The following is a 19099-nucleotide window of genomic DNA, read 5'->3' as shown; positions in this document are numbered from 1 at the left end:
GAGGTGGATTCGTGCGGAGATGGTGCGGTGGGGTACCCGATCGGCCCGCAGACAAGCACAGAATCGTACTCCCCTTCTCGTGGGCCGCTGACCGCTACAGGGTGCGCAGCCAGTTGCTGAGCAGCCGCAGACCGGCCTCGCCCGACTTCTCGGGGTGGAACTGCGTCGCGCTCAGCGGGCCGTTCTCGACGGCCGCGACGAAGCGACCGCCGTGCTCAGCCCACGTGACCGCCGGAGCGGGGATCTTCGGGTTCGTGACCTCCAGGCTCCAGTCGCGCGCGGCGTAGGAGTGCACGAAGTAGAAGCGCTCGTCGTGCAGGCCCTCGAACAGGCGCGACTGCGACGGAGCATCCACCGTGTTCCAGCCCATGTGCGGCAGCACGGGTGCGTCGAGCTCGGTCACGGTGCCGGGCCACTCCCCCAGGCCCTCGGTCAGCAGGCCGCGCTCGTCGCCCCGCTCGAACATGACCTGCATGCCCACGCAGATGCCGAGCACCGGGCGCCCGCCGGCGAGGCGGCGGTCGATGAGCTCGTCGCCGCGCACGCTCTTGAGCGCCGCCATGACGGCGCCGAAGGCGCCCACGCCCGGCACGAGCAGACCGTCGGCGTCGCGCACGCGGCCGCGGTCGGCGGAGATCTCGACGTCGGCGCCGGCGGCCTCGAGCGCCTTCGCGGCCGAGTGGATGTTGCCGGAGCCGTAGTCGAGCACGACGACGGAGGGGCGCGCGCTCACGATCAGAGGGCGCCCTTGGTCGACGGCACGCCCTGCACGCGCGCGTCGGGCTGCACCGCCTGGCGGAAGGCGCGCGCGAAGGCCTTGAACTCGGCCTCGGCGATGTGGTGCGGGTCGCGACCGGCGAGCACCCGCAGGTGCACCGTGAGCGCCGCGTGCATCGTGATCGCCTCGAAGACGTGGCGGATCATCGAGCCGGTGAAGTGGCCGCCGATCAGGTGGAACTCGAAGCCCGCCGGCTCCCCCGAGTGCACGAGGTACGGCCGGCCCGAGACGTCGACGACCGCCTGCGCGAGCGCGTCGTCGAGCGGCACGAGGGCGTCGCCGAAGCGCGCGATGCCCGACTTGTCACCGAGCGCGCGCACGATGGCCTGGCCCAGCACGATGCCGGTGTCCTCCACCGTGTGGTGCACGTCGATGTGGGTGTCGCCCGTCGCCTCGACCTCGAGGTCGACGAGGGCGTGCTTCGCGAACGCCGTCAGCATGTGGTCGAAGAACGGCACGGTCGTCGAGATCGAGGAGCGGCCGGTGCCGTCGAGGTCGATCGCGAGACGGATGCTCGACTCGCTCGTCTCACGGACGAGCTCGGCGGTGCGCGGTGAAGTCACCGGTTCATCCTACCGAGCACCTCGAGGAACTCCGTCGTCTCGGCCTCGGTGCCGGCCGTCACGCGGAGGTGGTGCGGAATGCCCACGTCGCGCACGAGGATGTCGTGCGCGAGCAGGTACTCGAACGTCGCGCGCGGGTCGTCGACGCCGCCGAACAGCACGAAGTTCGCCCAGCTCTCGTGCGGCGCGTAGCCGAGTCGAGCGAGCTCGACAAGCAGACGGTCGCGCTGCTCGCGGATCGCTCCGACCGTCGCGAGCATCGCCGGCGCGTGCTCGAGTGCGGCGACCGCGGCCGCCTGGCTGAGCGCGGAGAGGTGGTAGGGCAGCCGGACAAGGCGGAGGGCATCCGCGATCGCCGGATCGGCGACCAGGTAGCCGAGGCGACCGCCGGCGAAGGCGAAGGCTTTGCTCATGGTGCGCGAGACCACCAGGCGCGGGCGCCCCTCGAGCAGGCTCAGCGCCGAGGGCTCGCCCTCGGGCATGAACTCGGCGTAGGCCTCGTCGACCATGACGATGCCGCGGCTGGCCTCATAGACCGCGGCGATCGTGTCGAGGCCGAGGGCCGTGCCCGTCGGGTTGTTCGGGGCGCAGAGGAAGACGAGATCCGGGTTCTCGCGCTCGACGGCCGCGGCAGCCGTCGCGGGGCTCAGCCGATAGTCGGCGTCGCGCTCGGCGGCGACCCAGCGCGTGCCGGTACCCGCGGCGATGATCGCGTGCATCGAGTACGTGGGCGGGAAGCCGAGCACGCTGCGGCCGGGGCCGCCGAAGGCCTGCAGCAGGTGCTGGATGATCTCGTTCGAGCCGTTCGCAGCCCAGATCTGCTCGGGCGTCGTGCCCTCGCCCACGTAGGCCGCGAGGTGCTCGCGCAGCAGCGTGAACTCGCGATCGGGGTACCGGTTGATGCTGCGCATCGCGCGCTCGACGGCCGAGGTGACGTGCGCCACGACCTCCTCCGGCACGGGATGCGTGTTCTCGTTGACGTTGAGCGCGATGCGCACGGGCTTCTGCGGAGCGCCGTACGGCGTGAGGCCGCGGAGGTCGTCGCGGATGGGGAGGTCGGCGAGGGACGTCACTCAGCCCATGCTAGGCGCTGGCGACCGCGCGATTGGCCGGTCGGGGCGGCGCGCTCGGTCGGGGCAGCGCGCTTGTTCGGCGCGACGCCGTCAGTCGGCGTAGCGCTCCGGAAGCACGAGGGTCTGGCCGGGCAGCACGCTGCCGCTCTCGAGCGCGTTGTGCGCGATGAGGTCGGCGACGACGTCGGCCGGGTTCGCCTCGGGGGCGACGATCGCGGCGATCTGCCACAGCGATTGCCCCGCCTCGACGGTGACGACCGTCGGGGGTGCGTCGACGACCGTGGAGGTGGCCGTCGCCGCCGCCCCGCCGAGCACCGAGGTGAACACGGCGACGACGAACGGGGCGGCGGCGACGGCGGCGAGGACGGCGCGGCCACGCCGCGTGATGCGGAGGCGCGTGCGGGGGGCTGCGAGCTCGGCAAGGGCGATGGCGGTCATCCGGTCCTCCTGGGTTCCTCGGGTGAGGATGTCGACAGGCCCCCGGCGGCGGGGACCGCCGGGGATGCAGCGCTCTCGGCCGGGAGAGCCCTGCGAACCTGTGTTCCGAACATACATTCGATCGAACACAGATTCAAGCCTCGAGGTCGAATCCGACCCTCGCGAGGTGCGACACGTTCGAACGGGTGTTTGAACGGACGGTCCGGGGCGGATACAGTTTCGAAAGCTCACTGGTACTCCACCAGCGACCACCGACATTCGTGCCGCCGACCGTGCGGCCCGACTGCCCGCACCGGAACGGAGCCGACGATGGCCGACGAGACGACCGCCGAGGGCGCGAGCGCGCCCGGCACGCGACGCCGCACGACCCTGAGCGACAAGCAGCGCGCCATCCTCGGAGTCATCCAGGCCTCGGTGGCGCAGCGCGGGTACCCGCCGTCGATGCGCGAGATCGGCGAGGCGGTCGGCCTCTCGTCGATGTCGAGCGTCTCGCACCAGCTGGGCCAGCTCGAGCTCGCGGGCTACGTGCGCCGCGACCCGAACCGTCCCCGCGCTCTCGAGGTGCTCATCGACGTCGAGGCCCCCACATCCGCCGCCTCGGAGGCGCCGGCGGGGCCCGCGGTCGGCGACGCGGCCATGGTGCCGCTCGTCGGGCGCATCGCCGCGGGCATCCCGATCACCGCCGACCAGCAGGTCGAGGAGGTCTTCCCCCTCCCCCGCCAGCTCGTCGGCAAGGGCGAGCTGTTCATGCTCAAGGTCGTCGGCGATTCGATGATCGACGCGGCGATCTGCGACGGCGACTGGGTCGTCGTGCGGCAGCAGTCGACCGCCGAGAACGGCGAGATCGTCGCGGCCATGCTCGACGACGAGGCGACCGTGAAGGTCTTCAAGCAGCGCGACGGCCACACCTGGCTGCTGCCGCGCAACTCGGCGTTCGAGCCGATCCTGGGCGACTACGCGACGATTCTCGGCAAGGTCGTCGCGGTGCTGCGCTCGGTCTGAACCGTCGCGGAGCGGCCCGACCCGAGTCGGCGGTCGTCGCCGCGGCTACGCGTCGACGACCGCGAAGGGCTCGAACGGGCCCGTGAACTGCGGGTTCACGAAGGCGTGCACGCGCGTGCCGCGCTCGTCGTAGTCGGTCTCGACGATGCGGCCGCGCTCGTGCAGCAGCGCCACGAGGTCGCCGCGGTCGAACGGGATCAGCAGCCGCAGCTCGACCTCCGGGTTGGGCAGCAGCTCGGCGATGCGCGCCCGCAGCTCGTCGACGCCCTCGCCGGTCTTCGCCGAGACGAACACGGCGCCCGGCTCGAGCCCACGCAGCACGAGCCGCGCGTCGTCGTCGAGCAGGTCGGCCTTGTTGAAGGCGATGATCTCGGGGATGTGCCTCGCGTCGACCTCGCCGATGACGTCGCGCACGGTCGCGATCTGCGCGGCGGGGTCGGGGTGGGCCCCGTCGACGACGTGCACAATGACGTCCGACTCCGCGATCTCCTCCAGCGTCGAGCGGAACGCCTCCACGAGCTGGTGCGGCAGGTTGCGCACGAAGCCGACGGTGTCGGCGATCGTGAACGGGCGGCCGTCGGGCGTCGACGACTTGCGCACGGTCGCGTCGAGCGTGGCGAAGAGGGCGTTCTCGACGAGCACGCCGGCGCGCGTGATGCGGTTCAGCAGGCTCGACTTGCCGGCGTTGGTGTAGCCGGCGATCGCGACGCTCGGCACCGTGAAGCGGTCGCGGTTGGCGCGCTTCGCCGCTCGAGCCGGCGCGAAGCCCTTGATCTGCTTGCGCAGCTTCGCCATGCGGCTGTGGATGCGGCGCCGGTCGAGCTCCATCTTCGTCTCACCCGGACCACGGCTGCCCATGCCGGCCCCCGCGCCGCCGACCTGCCCACCGGCCTGGCGCGACATCGACTCGCCCCAGCCGCGCAGGCGCGGCAGGAGGTACTCCAGCTGCGCGAGCTCGACCTGCGCCTTGCCCTCGCGGCTCTTCGCGTGCTGGCTGAAGATGTCGAGGATCACCGCGGTGCGGTCGATGACCTTCACCTTGACGACGTCCTCCAGGGCGCGACGCTGGCTCGGGGCGAGCTCGGTGTCGGCGATGACGGTGTCGGCGCCGAGCTCGGCGACGATGAGGGCGAGCTCAGCGGCCTTGCCCTTGCCGAGGTAGGTGCTCGGGTCGGGGTGCGGTCGACGCTGCAGCAGTCCGTCGAGCACGACCGCGCCGGCCGTCTCGGCGAGGGCGGCGAGCTCGCGCAGCGAGTTCTCGGCGTCGGCGAGCGAGCCGCCGGAGTACACGCCGATGAGCACCACGTTCTCCAGGCGCAGCTGCCGGTACTCGACCTCGGTGACGTCGTCGAGCTCGGTCGAGAGGCCGCGCACGCGGCGCAGGGCCGCGCGATCCTCGCGGTCGAACTGGTCGCCGTCGCGATCGTCGAGGTACGCGTCGTCGGCCTGCAGGGCGGCGGCGCGCTGGCCGTGGAGCGTGACCGAGCGCGCACGCGACTCAGCGCTCGCGAGTACGCGGGCCACCGCATCCGTCTCGGCGTCGTCGCCGACCGGGCTCGTGGCGCGAGGGCTCTCGTCGCCGTGGGCGGTGGTCTTCTCGGTCATCCGCTTCACCATACTCTCTCGCTATTCGGTAGATTCTGGCCATGTCGTCCGACCACTACTTCAGCGCGCGGCCGCAGAGTGAGATGGTCATCAGGACGCTGCCGGTGACGCTCGCCGGTCGCGACGTGGAGGTCGTGACGGCGGGCGGCGTGTTCAGCCCCGGAGCGCTCGACGTGGGCACCCGGGTGCTGCTCGGTTCCGTGCCGCCGCCTCCCCCGGGCGGTCACCTGCTCGACCTCGGGTGCGGCTGGGGGCCGATCGCACTGACCCTCGCACTCGAGTCGCCGCGAGCGACCGTGTGGGCGGTCGACGTCAACGAGCGCGCCCTCGAGCTCACGCGCCGCAATGCCTCCACGCTCGGCCTCACGAACGTCAACGCCGTGCGGCCCGAGGATGTTCCCGACGACGTCACCTTCCGCACGATCTGGTCGAACCCGCCGATCCGGGTCGGCAAGAACGAGCTGCACGCGATGCTGCGGGGCTGGCTGCCTCGACTGGCCGACGCCTCCGACGCCTGGCTCGTCGTCGCCCGCAACCTCGGGGCCGACTCGCTGCAGCGCTGGATCGACGCCGAGCTCGACGATCTGCGGGCCCAGCGCGCGGCAACGAGCAAGGGCTTCCGCGTGCTGCGGGTGCGCCGCAGGGGCGCGATCACGGGGGCCATCCCCGTCATCGAGGCCGACTAGCGGCGGATGCTCGGCGCGAGCGCCGCGCGACGCTCAGACGCGCAGCTCGCCCTCGAAGACCAGCTCGGCGGGGCCGCTCAGCGCGACGTGCTCGCCATCCTCGGTCGGGAACATGCGCACCCCGAGAACCCCGCCCGGCACCTCGACGCGCCACTCGTTCGGGGCGTGCGCGCCCGCCCAGTGGCGCACCGCGAGCGCCGACGCGACGGCGCCGGTGCCGCACGAGAGGGTCTCGCCGCTGCCGCGCTCGTGCACGCGCATGCGGATGCGGCCGACCCCGTCGACCACGAGCGGGTCGCCCGGCACGACGAACTCGACGTTCGCGCCGGCGGGCGGTGCCGGTTCGAGCTCGGGCGCCCGACTGAGGTCGATCGCGGCGAGCTCGTCGTCGCTCGCGACAGCGACGACCACGTGCGGGTTGCCGACGTCGACGCCGAGGCCGGGCCGGGCGACGGGCAGCTCGCGCGCCCGCACGAGCGGCTCACCGCCGGCGAGCCGCCACCGCCCCAGGTCGACGGCGAAGCCGTCGGTGAGGCGCTGCACGTCGCGCACACCGGCGCGGGTGCCGATCGCGATGCTCTGCCCGGGCTCGAGCTCGGCGAGCCCCGTCTCCAGCAGGTAGCGCACGAACACGCGGATGCCGTTGCCGCACATCTCGCTGACGCTGCCGTCGCTGTTGACGTAGTCCATGAACCACTCGGCGTCCGCGTCCTCCGCGAGCGCGGCCGCGCCGTCGGGCAGGTTCGCCGAGCGCACGGCGCGGATCACGCCATCGCCGCCGACGCCGAATCGGCGATCGGCGATGGCCGCGAGCTGCTGCGCGCTGAGCGCGTGCTGACCCTCGGGGTCGGCGTAGAGCACGAAGTCGTTGCCCGTGCCGTGCCCCTTCGTGAAACGGATGCTCGTGGCCATGCCCCGAGTCTACGGGCGCGTCAGGCGCCTGCCCCGGCTGCGTCGTCGTGCTCGAGCGCCTCGAGCACACGCTGCTCGACCCGCTGCGCGAGGCCGGGGTCGAGCGCCTCGACCCACTCGATCGTGCGGTCACGGCGGAACCAGCTTAGCTGCCGCCGCGCGTACCGCCGCGTCAGCGCCGCCGTCTCGGTGATCGCCTCGCTCTCGCCGAGCTCGCCGCGCAGCTGGCCGAGCGCCTGGGCGTAGCCGATCGCGCGGCTCGCGGTCGCTCCGCGCTCGAGGCCTCGCTCGCGCAGGGCCGCGACCTCGTCGAGGAGGCCCTGCGCCCACATGCCGGCGACGCGCGCGTCGAGGCGCTCGACGAGGGCCGGTCGGTCGAGCGCGACGCCGAACTGCCGGTAGGGCCGCCACGGGGTGTCGCGCGCGGCGAGGCCCACGCTGAACGGCTCACCCGTGAGCTCGATGACCTCGAGCGCCCGCACGATGCGGCGGGCGTTGTGGGGCCCGATCGCGGCCGCCGCCTCGGGGTCGCGCCGCTGCAGCTCGAGGAACAGCTCGGTCGTGCCGCGCTCGGCGAGCACCGACTCCCACCGCGCCCGCACGACCGGGTCCGTGCCCGGGAACTGGAAGTCGGTGAGCACGGCGGCCACGTAGAGCATGGAGCCGCCGACGAGGATGGGCACGGCGCCGCGGGTGAGGATGTCGTCGATCGCGCCCCGGGCATCCTGCTGATACCGCGCGACGGAGGCCTCGTCGGTGACGTCGAGCACGTCGAGGAGGTGGTGCGGGATGCCGCGTCGCTCGGACTCGGGCAGCTTGGCCGTGCCGATGTCCATGCCGCGGTAGAGCTGCATGGCGTCGCCGTTGACGATCTCGGCGCGGAGGCCGCGGGCGGCGAGCCGCTCGGCGAGGTCGAGGCTCAGCGCGCTCTTGCCGGTGCCCGTGGCGCCGACCACGGCGACGATCACAGCAGCGAGCGGCGTTCCCCGTCGCCGGCGTCGTAGATCGGACTCGTCGCGACCCGAACCGTAAGCAGCCCGAGCGAGACTCGCGGCCCCTGCCCGGCGGTCGCTCCGGCCGGCGTCGGCACGGCGCAGCTCTCGGCCTGCTGGCGATCCCAGGCGTCGCCGGCGCGGGTGCGGCGGACGCGCAGCGGCGCGGTCTCGTCGGCGAGCAGGTGGAACGGCGCGGCGTGCGTGATCGTGGCGGTCACGACGTCGCCAGGGCGGGGTCGCTCGCTGCCGGCGGGCACGGCGACGTGCACGAGCCGGCTGTCCTCCGCGCGGCCCGAGATGCGCTCGGTCGCGGCATCCTTCTTTCCCTCGCCCGTGGAGATGAGCACCTGCACCTCACGGCCGACCTGGCGCTGGTTCTCCTCCAGGCTGATGCGCTCCTGCAGCGCGATCAGGCGGTCGTAGCGCTCCTGCACGACCTCCTTCGGCACCTGGTCGGGCATCGTCGCCGCCGGGGTGCCGGGGCGGATGGAGTACTGGAAGGTGAAGGCGCTCGCGAAGCGCGCGGCCTCGACGACCCGCAGCGTGTCGGCGAAGTCCTCCTCCGTCTCACCGGGGAAGCCGACGATGATGTCGGTGCTGATGGCGGCGTTCGGGATGCGCGCGCGCACCCGGTCGAGGATGCCGAGGAACTTCTCGCTGCGGTACGACCGGCGCATCGACTTGAGGATGCGATCCGAGCCCGACTGCAGCGGCATGTGCAGCTGCGGCATGACGGCCGGCGTCTCGGCCATCGCGTCGATGACGTCGTCGGTGAAGGCGGCCGGGTGGGGGCTCGTGAAGCGGATGCGCTCGAGGCCCTCGATCTGACCGGCCGCGCGCAGGAGCTTGCCGAAGGCGAGTCGGTCGCCGAACTCGACGCCGTAGGAGTTGACGTTCTGGCCGAGGAGCGTGACCTCGATCGCGCCGTCGTCGACGAGCGCCTGGATCTCGGCGAGGATCTCGCCGGGGCGGCGGTCTTTCTCCTTGCCGCGCAGGCTCGGCACGATGCAGAAGGTGCAGGTGTTGTTGCAGCCCACCGAGATGCTGACCCAGCCGCTGTAGCTGGAGTCACGGCGGGTCGGCAGCGTGGAGGGGAACACCTCGAGCGACTCGAGGATCTCGAGTTGCGCCTCACCGTTGTGCCGAGCGCGCTCGAGCAGGGCGGGCAGCGAGCCCATGTTGTGCGTGCCGAACACGACGTCGACCCAGGGGGCCTTCTCGAGGATGACCGCCTTGTCCTTCTGCGCGAGGCACCCGCCGACCGCGATCTGCAGATCGCCGCCGCGCTCGCGCTTGACGCCGGCGAGGTGCCCGAGGTTGCCGTAGAGCTTGTTGTCGGCGTTCTCGCGCACGGCGCAGGTGTTGATGACGACGACGTCGGCAGTGGTGCCGCCCTCCGCCCGCACGTACCCGGCGGCCTCGAGCGATCCGCTGAGTCGCTCCGAGTCGTGGACGTTCATCTGGCAGCCGTAGGTGCGCACCTCATAGGTGCGCACGCGATCGGCTGCGCGATCAGCGGGCGCGGCGAGCTCGGGGCGCGGGAGGGTCGTGCTCATGGTGCCCTCGAGTCTACGGCGGCTACTCGAAGGCGACGCGGGCGGGGCCGTCGCCGGGAAGGCGCCCTCCGAGGCGAGGCGTCGAGCCCGCCCCGCGACGGCTGAGGCCAGAGTCGGCGCGGCCGGCTGCGATGCCGCCCCGCCCGGCGCCGAAGGCCTGCCGAGGTGCCCGCTCGAGCCCGAGCTCGTCGAGCGCCGAACGGACGGCGTCGCGAGCGATCGACCCGCCGTGCCCCTTGCGCGCGAGGTAGGAGAGCAGCCGGCGCTCGGCGGTGTCGCGATCGACCTCGCCGAGTCGGCGCGCGCGATCGGCGACGAGCTCTGCCACGAGGGCCCCCTCGTCGTCGAGGGCGCCGTCGGCCAGAGCCGCCTCGATCGTCGCCGGGTCGAGCCGCCGTCGGCCGAGCTCGGCGCGCAGGGCCGCCGGGCCCAGCTTCTTGCGCTCGACGAGCCGCTCGACGAGGGTGGCGGCCAGCGCCGCGTCGTCGATGAGCCCGACGCGCTCGAGTCGCTCGACCTCGGCCTGCGCGACGATCGGGTCGATCTCGCGGCGACGCAGCAGGTCGACGACCTCGCCTCGCGAAAGGCCGCGCCGGGTGAGCGCGTGGAGCGTGACGTTCTCGGCCCGCTGCGCGTCGGCCTCACGCACCCCGGGCAGGAAGGCGACGTTGTCGGTCGCTCCCTGCCCGGCGCGCTGGGGGTCGTGGGGCACGATTACGCGCCCGCCGCCTTGCGCTGCGCGATCTTCTGCTGGATCGAGTCGACCGGAGCGCCGGCCTCGACCGAGGCGGCCGCCGCGCCGATGCCGAGCTTGGCGAGGATCTTGCGCTCGATCTCCTCCGCCACGGTCGGGTTCTCGAGCAGGAACTTGCGCGCGTTCTCCTTGCCCTGGCCGAGCTGGTCGCCGTCGTAGGTGTACCAGGCACCCGACTTGCGCACGATCTCGTGCTCGACGCCGAAGTCGATGAGGCTGCCCTCGCGCGAGATGCCGACGCCGTAGAGGATGTCGAACTCGGCCTGCTTGAACGGCGGCGCCATCTTGTTCTTGACGACCTTCACGCGGGTGCGGTTGCCGACGGCCTCGGTGCCATCCTTCAGGGTCTCGATGCGGCGGATGTCGAGTCGCACCGAGGCGTAGAACTTCAGCGCCTTGCCACCGGCGGTGGTCTCAGGGCTGCCGAAGAACACGCCGATCTTCTCGCGCAGCTGGTTGATGAAGATCATCGAGGTCTGCGTCTGGTTGAGCCCACCGGTGAGCTTGCGCAGCGCCTGCGACATGAGGCGGGCCTGGAGGCCGACGTGCGAGTCGCCCATCTCGCCCTCGATCTCGGCGCGCGGCACGAGCGCGGCGACGGAGTCGACGACGACGAGGTCGATCGAGCCTGAGCGCACAAGCATGTCGGCGATCTCGAGCGCCTGCTCACCCGTGTCGGGCTGCGACACGAGCAGCTGGTCGATGTCGACACCGAGCTTCTTGGCGTACTCGGGGTCGAGGGCGTGCTCGGCGTCGATGAACGCCGCGATGCCGCCGGCGCGCTGCACGTTCGCGATGGCGTGGAGCGTGAGCGTGGTCTTGCCCGAGGATTCCGGGCCGTAGATCTCGATGATGCGCCCCTTGGGGAGGCCGCCGATGCCGAGGGCGACGTCGAGGGCGATCGAGCCGGTCGGGATGACCGCGACGGGCGCGCGCTCGTCCGAGCCGAGGCGCATGACGGTGCCCTTGCCGAACTGTCGGTCGATCTGGGCGAGAGCGGTCTCGAGGGCCTTCTCGCGGTCTGCGGGTGAGGGCATTGCGGTCTCCTTCGCGGTAGTGAGCTGCTGCCTGTCGGCTGCCGCGTGACGACCAGCCGATGGAGCCGGGCCGGTCGTCGTGCGACAAGGCGGTGACGACGATCGCCGACGAGGGATGACGGTACGCACGACCCCCGACAACCGGGGGCTTCGCGCGTCTTCGGTGCATCACTCGTGTTCGAGAGCCGCTGGGGAGGAGTCTACGCCGCATCCGAACGGATGTTCGAAGGAACTACGGTGCGGCGTGTCGTGCGGGCGCGCCGACGCCGGCGCCGTGCGGGTCGCGTCAGCGCTTCGGCTCGGGGCGACCTGCACCGTGCCAGCGCTCGCGCGGGACATCCATGGCCGCGCACAGCGCCAGCCAGATCTCGCGAGGCGCGACGCCCGCCGCGAGCGCCTGCTCTGCCGTGCGCTCCCCGAGGGGCGTGAGCACCAGATCGCGCACGAGCGAGCGGCCGTAGGCCTCGCCGAACTCGACGGCGATCGCGCGGGAGAACTCGCTGCGGGTCATCCGACAACCCTAACCAGCGGCCGTCGGGCCCGGACACGACGAAGGTCCCACCGGTCGACCGGCGGGGCCTTGCTGTCGATGATGCCGACCACGGGGTGCGGGCTAGCGCACCGCCATGCCGGAGTCGAATTCCGCGACGAGCTCGTCGGGGAGCGTGTCGGGAACGGTCGTGAGACCCTCGATGACGGCGAGGCGGTCGCCGACCTCGCGCATAATCACCGAGATCGGGGTGTCAAGAGCGTCGGCCACCGAGGCGAGGATCTCGCTCGAGGCCTCCTTCTGGCCGCGCTCGACCTCGCTGAGGTAGCCGAGAGCGACGCTCGCGCGACTCGCGACCTGGCGCAGGGTGCGGCCCTTCTGCAGGCGGACATCGCGGAGGACCTCACCGATCTCCTGTCGGACGAGAACCATGCTGCCTCCTTCTTCTGCCTGAGCTTCGCGGTCGGTGCCGGGCGTCGGGGGGATCACTGTACCCCACCGGCTGTGCCTCGACTCTAACCGTCGGCGCCTGGATGGCGCGTGTCAGTCTGCTGTCTGTAACACGACCGCAACCACTGCTATTCCCGCATGCCGGGCGAAGTTGAGCCGGTTCGACTCAGCTCCGAGCGTGCTCCAGCAACAGGGCGAGCGCGGCACTCGCCGCGGCCGAGCGCACCGCCTCGCGATCGCCGGGCAGTCGCAGCTCACGCGCCGTCGAACCGCGCTCGTCGGCGACGGCGACGAACACCAGACCCACGGGCGCCTGGCCCTGCGGGTCGGGACCGGCGACACCCGTCGTCGCCACGCCCAGGTCGGCCGGGCGACCGTCGACCGCGGCCGCGCGACGCACGCCCTCGGCCATCCGCCGCGCGACCTCGGCGTCGACCGGGCCGCGCTCGGCGAGCAGCTCGGCATCGACGCCGAGCAGGGAGTGCTTGAGCGGCGTCGCATACGCGACGACGCCGCCGCGGACGACTGCGGAGGCTCCCGGCACGTCGACGAGGGCGGAGACGACCCTGCCCCCGGTGAGCGACTCGGCCACGCCGACCGTGCGGCCGCTCGAGGTCAGCAGGCGGACGATCTCGCGCGCGGCATCCGCCACTGAGGGAAGGTCGGCCCCGCTCGGCCCGTCACTCGCGGGCATCAGGCGCCGCGGCGGTTCTGCACCCACGCCTGGCGCAGGTAGTCGAGCCCCGTGACGACCGTGAGCACGACCGCCGCCGTCATGAGGGCGCCGTTCAGCCCGTGCACCCAGTCGCCGAGCAGGTTCCACAGCGGAAGGAGCGCGAACGAGATCGCGACCGACTGCACGACCGTCTTCAGCTTGCCGCCGCGCGAGGCTGGGATCACGCGATCGCGCAGCATCGCGAAGCGGAACAGCGTGATGCCCCACTCGCGCACCAGGATCACCGCCACCACCCACCACGGCAGCTCGGCCAGCACCGCGAGCATGACGAGCGCGGCCCCCGTGAGCACCTTGTCGGCGATCGGATCGAGCAGGATGCCGAGGTCGGTGACGAGGTTGCGGCTGCGCGCCAGGTGCCCATCCAGGCTGTCGGTGGCGATCGCGACGATGAAGAGCACGCCGGCGGCGATGCGCAGGGGCCCGTCTGCCCCGCCGTCGAGCACGAGCAGCGCGATGAACAGGGGCGCCAGCAGGATGCGGACGACCGTGATGATGTTGGCGACGTTGCCCGTCGAGGCCTGGCTCTCGCCCGCGCTCAGCACGCGGCCGCGCATCGGGAAACTGCGCGCGGGAGCCGGACGCGTCGCGTCGCCGTCAGCGCCCGTCATCCCGTCCTCCCCCGCTCGCCTCGGCCCGTCGGAACCGGCACGACGTCAGTCGCGACCGGTGAGGCCCCAGGCGTCCTCGTCGGAGTCGCCCTCGACCTCAGGATACCCACGGGTCATGTCGTCGACGGGGTCGCTCCCAGGCGACGCGGATGCTCCTCCGCCGCTCTGCGCGCCGCCCGCGCCCGACGCCGGGGTCTCGTCGCCGCGCAGCCGCGCCAGCACCTCCGGCAGCTGCTCGGGGCTCACGAGCACGTCACGCGCCTTCGAGCCCTCGGAGGGCCCGACGATCTCGCGCGACTCGAGCAGATCCATGAGGCGCCCGGCCTTGGCGAAGCCGACGCGAAGCTTGCGCTGCAGCATCGAGGTCGAGCCGAACTGCGTGCCGACGATGAGCTCGGCGGCGGCCAGCAGCAGCTCGAGGTCGTCGCCGATGTCGGCGTCGATCTGCTTCTTCTCGGCCTCGACCGCGACGTCGTCGCGGTACTCCGGCCGCGCCTGCTTCTTGACGTGGTCGACGACCGCGGCGATCTCGGCCTCGGTGACCCAGGCGCCCTGGACGCGCACAGCCTTGCTCGCGCCCATCGGCAGGAAGAGGCCATCGCCCTGCCCGATGAGCTTGTCGGCGCCCGGCTGGTCGAGGATGACGCGGCTGTCGGTCATGCTCGACACGGCGAAGGCGAGGCGGCTCGGCACGTTGGCCTTGATGAGGCCCGTCACGACATCGACGCTCGGGCGCTGCGTCGCGAGCACGAGGTGGATGCCGGAGGCTCGTGCGAGCTGCGTGATGCGCACGATCGAATCCTCGACGTCGCGCGGGGCGACCATCATGAGGTCGGCGAGCTCGTCGACCACGACGAGCAGGTAGGGGTAGGGCTGCAGCACGCGCTTGCTGCCCTCGGGCAGCACGATCTCGTTCGCGAGCACGGCGCGGTTGAAGTCGTCGATGTGGCGGAACCCGAACGACGCCAGGTCGTCGTAGCGCATGTCCATCTCTTTCACGACCCACTGCAGCGCCTCGGCCGCCTTCTTCGGGTTCGTGATGATGGGCGTGATGAGGTGCGGCACGCCCTGGTACGCGGCGAGCTCGACGCGCTTGGGGTCGATGAGCACCATGCGCACCTCGGCGGGCTTCGCACGCATGAGCAGGCTCGTGATCATCGAGTTGATGAAGCTCGACTTGCCCGAGCCGGTCGAGCCGGCGACGAGCAGGTGGGGCATTTTGGCGAGGTTCGCCACGACGTAGCCGCCCTCGACGTCCTTGCCGACGCCGATCGTCATCGGGTGCAGGGCCTTGCCGGCGGCGCTCGAGCGCAGCACGTCGCCGAGCGAGACGACCTCGCGATCGGTGTTCGGGATCTCGACGCCGATCGCGCTCTTGCCCGGGATCGGCGAGAGGATGCTCACCTCGTTGCTCGCGACGGCGTACGAGATGTTCTTGGTCAGCGCCGTGAACCGCTCGACCTTCACACCGGGTCCGAGCTCGATCTCGTAGCGCGTGACCGACGGGCCGCGGCTGAAGCCCGTGACCCGGGCGTCGACCTGGAACTGCGTGAGCACCTCGGTGATCGCCGCCACGACGGCGTCGTTCGCGGCACTGCGGGCCTTCGGCGGCGTGCCGGGGGCGAGGATCGCCGGCGCGGGCAGCCGGTACGGCGGGGCCGCCTTCGCGAGGGCCGGCGGCGGCGAGAACTCGCCCGCCGCGCCCTTTTCGCTCGCGGTCGTGGAGAAGCCCGGCAGCACCGCGGGCTCGGCATCGTCGCGCACGCCGGAGGGGTGGATCGGCTGCTCGCCCGTGACGCGATGGATGGCCTGCTCGGCCTGATCGAGCACCGCCGCGAGGTCGCCCGTGGCCTTGGCCACCGCATCCCGGTCGATGACGTCGGTGGGCTGATCGCGCTCGACGGGCGTGTCGAAGGCGGGCGCCTGATCGCGCGGCCTGCCCTTGCGCCACCACGGCATCGAGGAGGTGTCCTCCAGGTCGAGGCCGAGGTCGCTGAAGGTGCCGAACTCGGGGCCGGGGGCCTCGGGCTCGCCGGCCGACTTGTCGCGCCGCGGCAGCTCGGCCCCGAAGAGGTAGGCGTACAGCTCGCCGAGGCGACGCCCGATGCGGTTCGGCGGCGTCTTGGTCATGATGAGCACCGACAGGAACGCCAGCAGCGCCAGCGCCGGCACCGCCACCCACACCGTCGCCAGCAGCAGTGCGCCACCCAGCAGCCAGCCGATGACGCCACCCGCCTGCGCGAGCACGAGCGCCCCCGCCGTCGGCTGAGGCGCCCCCAGCACGACGTGGCAGATGCCGCTCACGCTCGCGATGAGCAGCCCTAGCCCGATGCCGATGCGCGTGTTGTCGTGCACGCTCGCCGGGTGCCGGAACAGCCATGCGGCGAACAGGATCATGATGACGGGAAGCGCGTAGGCGACCCGCCCGACGAGGCCGCCGAACGTGTAGGCGTCGAGCGCGAGCGCCACCGGGTCAGTCGGGTTGAACCACTCGACGACCGCGCCGACGACCGCCAGCAGCACGATCAGGAAGGGCACGCCGTCGCGCCGCTCCTCCTTCGCCAGGGTCTCCTTGCCGAGCACGCGGAACGCGCCGCCGGTGAGGTGCGCGAGGCCCATCCAGGCCTTCGCGAGGATGCCCGGCTGCTCGCTCGGCGGCGCGGGCAGCTTCTTCGTGGCCTGTGCGCGGGTGCCGCTCGCCTTCGCCGACGCCGAGGCGCCGCGCGACGACGAGGTGCGCGGGCGCGACGAGGTGCGGCTGGTCGAGGCCATGCAGTCACGGTACCCGCGGGGTGCGACCGAGGGCCGCTCGACACGCGCCCTGGGCCGTGCGGGCCCGGACGCCGCGCGGTGGCGGGGCGGTCAGGCCCCGCAGACCCCAACGAGGTTGCCGCTCGCCGCGACCGTGAAGACGCCGAGCTCCGGTGCGACGGCGTGGATGTAGACGACCGTGTTGACCTGGTCTCCCCAGTAGTCGCCCAGCATCGGATCGTTGCGGGCGACCTCGATCTGCAGCAGCCCGTTCGCGCCGGAGATCACGTGGATGTCGGTGAGCGACTGCGGGTAGACGGTCGCGTCGGGGTAGGCGGCGTCGACGTCGGCACGGGAGTCGCCGATCCGGACGCCCGCGTCGGTCGGGATGTCGGAGGAGTACAGGTCGATGCGGGTCACGAGCCCGGAGTCGCGATCGACGCCCACGCCGAACGCCGTGCCGGGCCCGTACGCGGGCGTCGACGAGGTGTACGCCGCGTCGGTGCGCCACAGGTCGGCGCCCGGGTCGCCGGGAGCGATGCCGAACTCGGCGCTCACGCAGGCACCCTCCTCGAAGGCGACCATGCGCGTGGCGGGGTCGGTGTCGGGAGCCTGACCCAGCGCGAGCAGGCCGAGCCCGTCGGTGCTGAGCTCGAGCTCGGCGAGCGCCGGTCGCGTCGGCTCGGGCGTCGGCGACGGCTCGGCGCTGCCCGACGGCTCCGGGCTCGCCGAGACGCTCGGCGAGGCGCTCGGCGAGGCCACCGGCTCGGCGCTCGGGCCGCAGCCGACGAGCGCCGCGGTCGCGAGCCCTGCGAGCGCGAGCCCGAGCCCGAGCCCGAGCCCGAGGGAGCGGAGCGGACGGTGCGGCGTCATGCCGCGACCGTAGCGCCGCGCCGCTCAGCTTCGGAAGGGGGCTTTCGTCACGTTCTCGTCACACCCCGCGACCGGGCTACGCGACGATGACGACCGGCACGATCATCGGGCGACGACGGTGTTGCGTGTTCACCCAGCGACCGACGACACGCCGGACGACCTGGCTGAAGGCGTGGCTGTCGCGGGTGCCGTTCTCGGCCGCCTCCGTCAGCGCCTTCACCACCTGCGGGATGACCGCGTCGAACACGCTGTCGTCGGGGGCGAACCCGCGAGCGTGGATCTCGGGGCCCACGACGACACGACCGGTCTGAGCATCCACCGCCACGAAGATGGAGATGAAGCCCTCCTCCGCCAGGATGCGGCGATCCTTCAGATCGGCGTCGGTGATCTGCCCGACGCTCGAGCCGTCGACGTAGACCTCACCGAGGTCGAGCTGGCCGACGATGCGGGCCTCGCCGTCCCGCAGGTCGACGACGGTGCCGTTCTCGGCGAGGATCGTGCGCTCCTCGGGCACGCCCGTGTCGATCGCCAGCTGCTGGTTCGCCACGAGGTGGCGAGCCTCGCCGTGCACCGGCATGACGTTCTTCGGGCGCACGATGTTGTAGCAGTAGAGCAGCTCGCCGGCCGCGGCGTGACCGGAGACGTGCACCTTCGCGTTGCCCTTGTGCACGACCGTCGCGCCGAGCGAGATGAGGCCGTTGATGACGCGGAAGACCGCGTTCTCGTTGCCCGGGATCAGGCTCGAGGCGAGGATCACGGTGTCGCCCTTGCCGACCTCGACCTGGTGGTCGAGGTTCGCCATGCGCGCCAGCACCGCCATCGGCTCGCCCTGCGAGCCGGTCGACATGTAGACGATGCGGTCGTCCGGCAGGTCGGCGGCCTTCTTGTAGTCGATGAGGATGCCCTCGGGCACCTTGAGGTAGCCCAGATCGGCCGCGATGCCCATGTTGCGCACCATGCTGCGCCCCATGAGCGCCACCTGCCGACCGTTCGCGACCGCCGCGTCGAGCACCTGCTGCACACGGTGCACGTGGCTGGAGAAGCTCGCGACGATCACGCGACGGGGGGCCTTCGCGATGACCGACTCGAGCACCGCGCCGATGTCGCGCTCGCGCGGAGTGAAGCCCGGCACGTCAGCGTTCGTCGAGTCGGTCATGAACAGGTCGACGCCGGCCTCGCCGAGGCGAGCGAAGGCGCGCAGGTCGGTGATGCGGCCGTCGAGCGGCAGCTGGTCCATCTTGAAGTCGCCGGTGTGCAGCACCGTGCCGGCGACCGTGCGGATCACGACGGCGAGGGCGTCGGGGATCGAATGGTTCACGGCGACGAACTCGAGCTCGAACGGCCCGAGCTTCTCGGTGTCGCCCTCCTTCACCGCGAGCGTGTACGGCTGAATGCGGTGCTCCTTGAGCTTCGCCTCGATGAGCGCGAGCGTGAGCGTCGACCCGATGAGCGGGATGTCGGCGCGCAGCCTCAGCAGGTAGGGCACGGCGCCGATGTGATCCTCGTGGCCGTGCGTCAGCACGACTGCGACGACGTCGTCGAGGCGGTCACGGATGGGCGAGAAGTCGGGCAGGATCAGGTCGACGCCGGGCTGGTGCTCCTCGGGGAACAGCACGCCGCAGTCGACGATGAGCAGCTTGCCGTCGATCTCGAAGACGGCCATGTTGCGGCCGACCTCGCCGAGGCCGCCGAGCGGGGTGACGCGGAGAGTGCCGGGTTCGAGCGCGGGGGCGTCTTCGATCGCATGGGGCACGGGATGGACCTCGGTTCTGGTTCGGGCCCTCCCGGGCCG

The 19099-nt window shown here is 72.0% G+C and carries 19 protein-coding genes; 2 read left to right on the top strand and 17 right to left on the bottom strand.

Going from position 1 to position 19099, the window contains the following annotated elements:
* Positions 1–94: 94 nt before the first annotated feature.
* The 4 genes from hisH to ID804_RS04405 all read right to left on the bottom strand — a co-directional run bounded on the left by hisH (position 95) and on the right by ID804_RS04405 (position 2852).
* Entirely contained in the window at positions 95–736 is a 642-nt protein-coding gene (gene hisH / locus ID804_RS04420; protein WP_396789818.1) for an imidazole glycerol phosphate synthase subunit HisH, read from the bottom strand.
* Positions 736–1341 (bottom strand): imidazoleglycerol-phosphate dehydratase HisB, encoded by a 606-nt coding sequence (gene hisB, locus ID804_RS04415; protein ID WP_169077701.1) that lies wholly within the window; start codon positions 1339–1341, stop codon positions 736–738. Before hisB ends, hisH begins: the two co-directional genes overlap by 1 nt.
* Entirely contained in the window at positions 1338–2414 is a 1077-nt protein-coding gene (locus ID804_RS04410) for a histidinol-phosphate transaminase (RefSeq protein WP_169077700.1), read from the bottom strand. The genes hisB and ID804_RS04410 overlap by 4 nt, the downstream gene beginning before the upstream one ends.
* 90 nt (positions 2415–2504) lie before the next feature.
* Positions 2505–2852: a LysM peptidoglycan-binding domain-containing protein gene (locus tag ID804_RS04405; protein WP_169077699.1), complete on the bottom strand. Its 348-nt coding sequence runs from the start codon at positions 2850–2852 to the stop codon at positions 2505–2507.
* Between the two features lie 309 nt (positions 2853–3161).
* Between ID804_RS04405 and lexA the strand changes: the two genes are divergently transcribed.
* The gene (gene lexA, locus ID804_RS04400; protein WP_169077698.1) at positions 3162–3854 is read left to right on the top strand and encodes a transcriptional repressor LexA; all 693 of its coding nucleotides are present in this window, start codon (positions 3162–3164) and stop codon (positions 3852–3854) included.
* Between the two features lie 45 nt (positions 3855–3899).
* Here lexA and hflX read toward each other — a convergent pair whose 3' ends face one another.
* On the bottom strand, positions 3900–5459 hold the full coding sequence (gene hflX / locus ID804_RS04395) for a GTPase HflX (protein ID WP_169077697.1): 1560 nt from the start codon (positions 5457–5459) through the stop codon (positions 3900–3902).
* A gap of 41 nt (positions 5460–5500) precedes the next feature.
* On the opposite strand from hflX, the gene ID804_RS04390 reads away from it, so the two are divergent.
* Complete coding sequence (locus tag ID804_RS04390) at positions 5501–6145, top strand: class I SAM-dependent methyltransferase (protein WP_169077696.1); 645 nt, start codon at positions 5501–5503, stop codon at positions 6143–6145.
* 33 nt (positions 6146–6178) lie between these two features.
* On the opposite strand, the gene dapF is transcribed toward ID804_RS04390, so the two are convergent.
* From dapF to ID804_RS04330, 12 genes are all read right to left on the bottom strand, one after another.
* Positions 6179–7057: a diaminopimelate epimerase gene (gene dapF / locus ID804_RS04385; RefSeq protein ID WP_169077695.1), complete on the bottom strand. Its 879-nt coding sequence runs from the start codon at positions 7055–7057 to the stop codon at positions 6179–6181.
* A gap of 20 nt (positions 7058–7077) precedes the next feature.
* Positions 7078–8025 carry a tRNA (adenosine(37)-N6)-dimethylallyltransferase MiaA gene (miaA, locus tag ID804_RS04380; RefSeq protein ID WP_169077694.1) on the bottom strand — a complete coding sequence of 316 codons (948 nt, stop codon included), beginning with the start codon at positions 8023–8025 and terminating at the stop codon, positions 7078–7080.
* Positions 8022–9608, bottom strand: a complete 1587-nt coding sequence (gene miaB, locus ID804_RS04375; protein WP_169077693.1) for a tRNA (N6-isopentenyl adenosine(37)-C2)-methylthiotransferase MiaB — start codon at positions 9606–9608, stop codon at positions 8022–8024. Before miaB ends, miaA begins: the two co-directional genes overlap by 4 nt.
* A 22-nt stretch (positions 9609–9630) precedes the next feature.
* On the bottom strand, positions 9631–10320 hold the full coding sequence (locus ID804_RS04370; RefSeq protein WP_169077692.1) for a regulatory protein RecX: 690 nt from the start codon (positions 10318–10320) through the stop codon (positions 9631–9633).
* Positions 10321–10322: 2 nt separating this feature from the next.
* Positions 10323–11399, bottom strand: coding sequence for a recombinase RecA (recA, locus tag ID804_RS04365; RefSeq protein ID WP_169077691.1), 1077 nt, complete (start codon positions 11397–11399; stop codon positions 10323–10325).
* 286 nt (positions 11400–11685) lie between these two features.
* A complete protein-coding gene (locus tag ID804_RS04360) occupies positions 11686–11910 on the bottom strand; it encodes a DUF3046 domain-containing protein (protein ID WP_169077690.1) in 225 nt (74 codons plus the stop codon).
* 102 nt (positions 11911–12012) lie between these two features.
* Entirely contained in the window at positions 12013–12321 is a 309-nt protein-coding gene (locus ID804_RS04355) for a helix-turn-helix domain-containing protein (protein ID WP_169077689.1), read from the bottom strand.
* A 184-nt stretch (positions 12322–12505) separates the two neighbouring features.
* Positions 12506–13033, bottom strand: coding sequence for a CinA family protein (locus ID804_RS04350; protein ID WP_169077688.1), 528 nt, complete (start codon positions 13031–13033; stop codon positions 12506–12508).
* Positions 13033–13629 carry a CDP-diacylglycerol--glycerol-3-phosphate 3-phosphatidyltransferase gene (gene pgsA, locus ID804_RS04345; RefSeq protein WP_169077814.1) on the bottom strand — a complete coding sequence of 199 codons (597 nt, stop codon included), beginning with the start codon at positions 13627–13629 and terminating at the stop codon, positions 13033–13035. Before pgsA ends, ID804_RS04350 begins: the two co-directional genes overlap by 1 nt.
* A gap of 99 nt (positions 13630–13728) precedes the next feature.
* Positions 13729–16455, bottom strand: coding sequence for an FtsK/SpoIIIE family DNA translocase (locus ID804_RS04340; RefSeq protein ID WP_169077687.1), 2727 nt, complete (start codon positions 16453–16455; stop codon positions 13729–13731).
* A 90-nt stretch (positions 16456–16545) separates the two neighbouring features.
* Positions 16546–17307: a hypothetical protein gene (locus ID804_RS04335; RefSeq protein WP_169077686.1), complete on the bottom strand. Its 762-nt coding sequence runs from the start codon at positions 17305–17307 to the stop codon at positions 16546–16548.
* Positions 17308–17383: 76 nt separating this feature from the next.
* The gene (locus ID804_RS04330) at positions 17384–19060 is read right to left on the bottom strand and encodes a ribonuclease J (RefSeq protein ID WP_169077685.1); all 1677 of its coding nucleotides are present in this window, start codon (positions 19058–19060) and stop codon (positions 17384–17386) included.
* Positions 19061–19099: the final 39 nt, after the last annotated feature.

Source organism: Microcella alkalica (assembly GCF_014595885.1).
Classification (GTDB): Bacteria; Actinomycetota; Actinomycetes; order Actinomycetales; family Microbacteriaceae; genus Microcella; species Microcella alkaliphila_B.
Note: the sequence above shows the minus strand (reverse complement) of the source record. Positions and strands in the feature narration are given on the sequence as shown.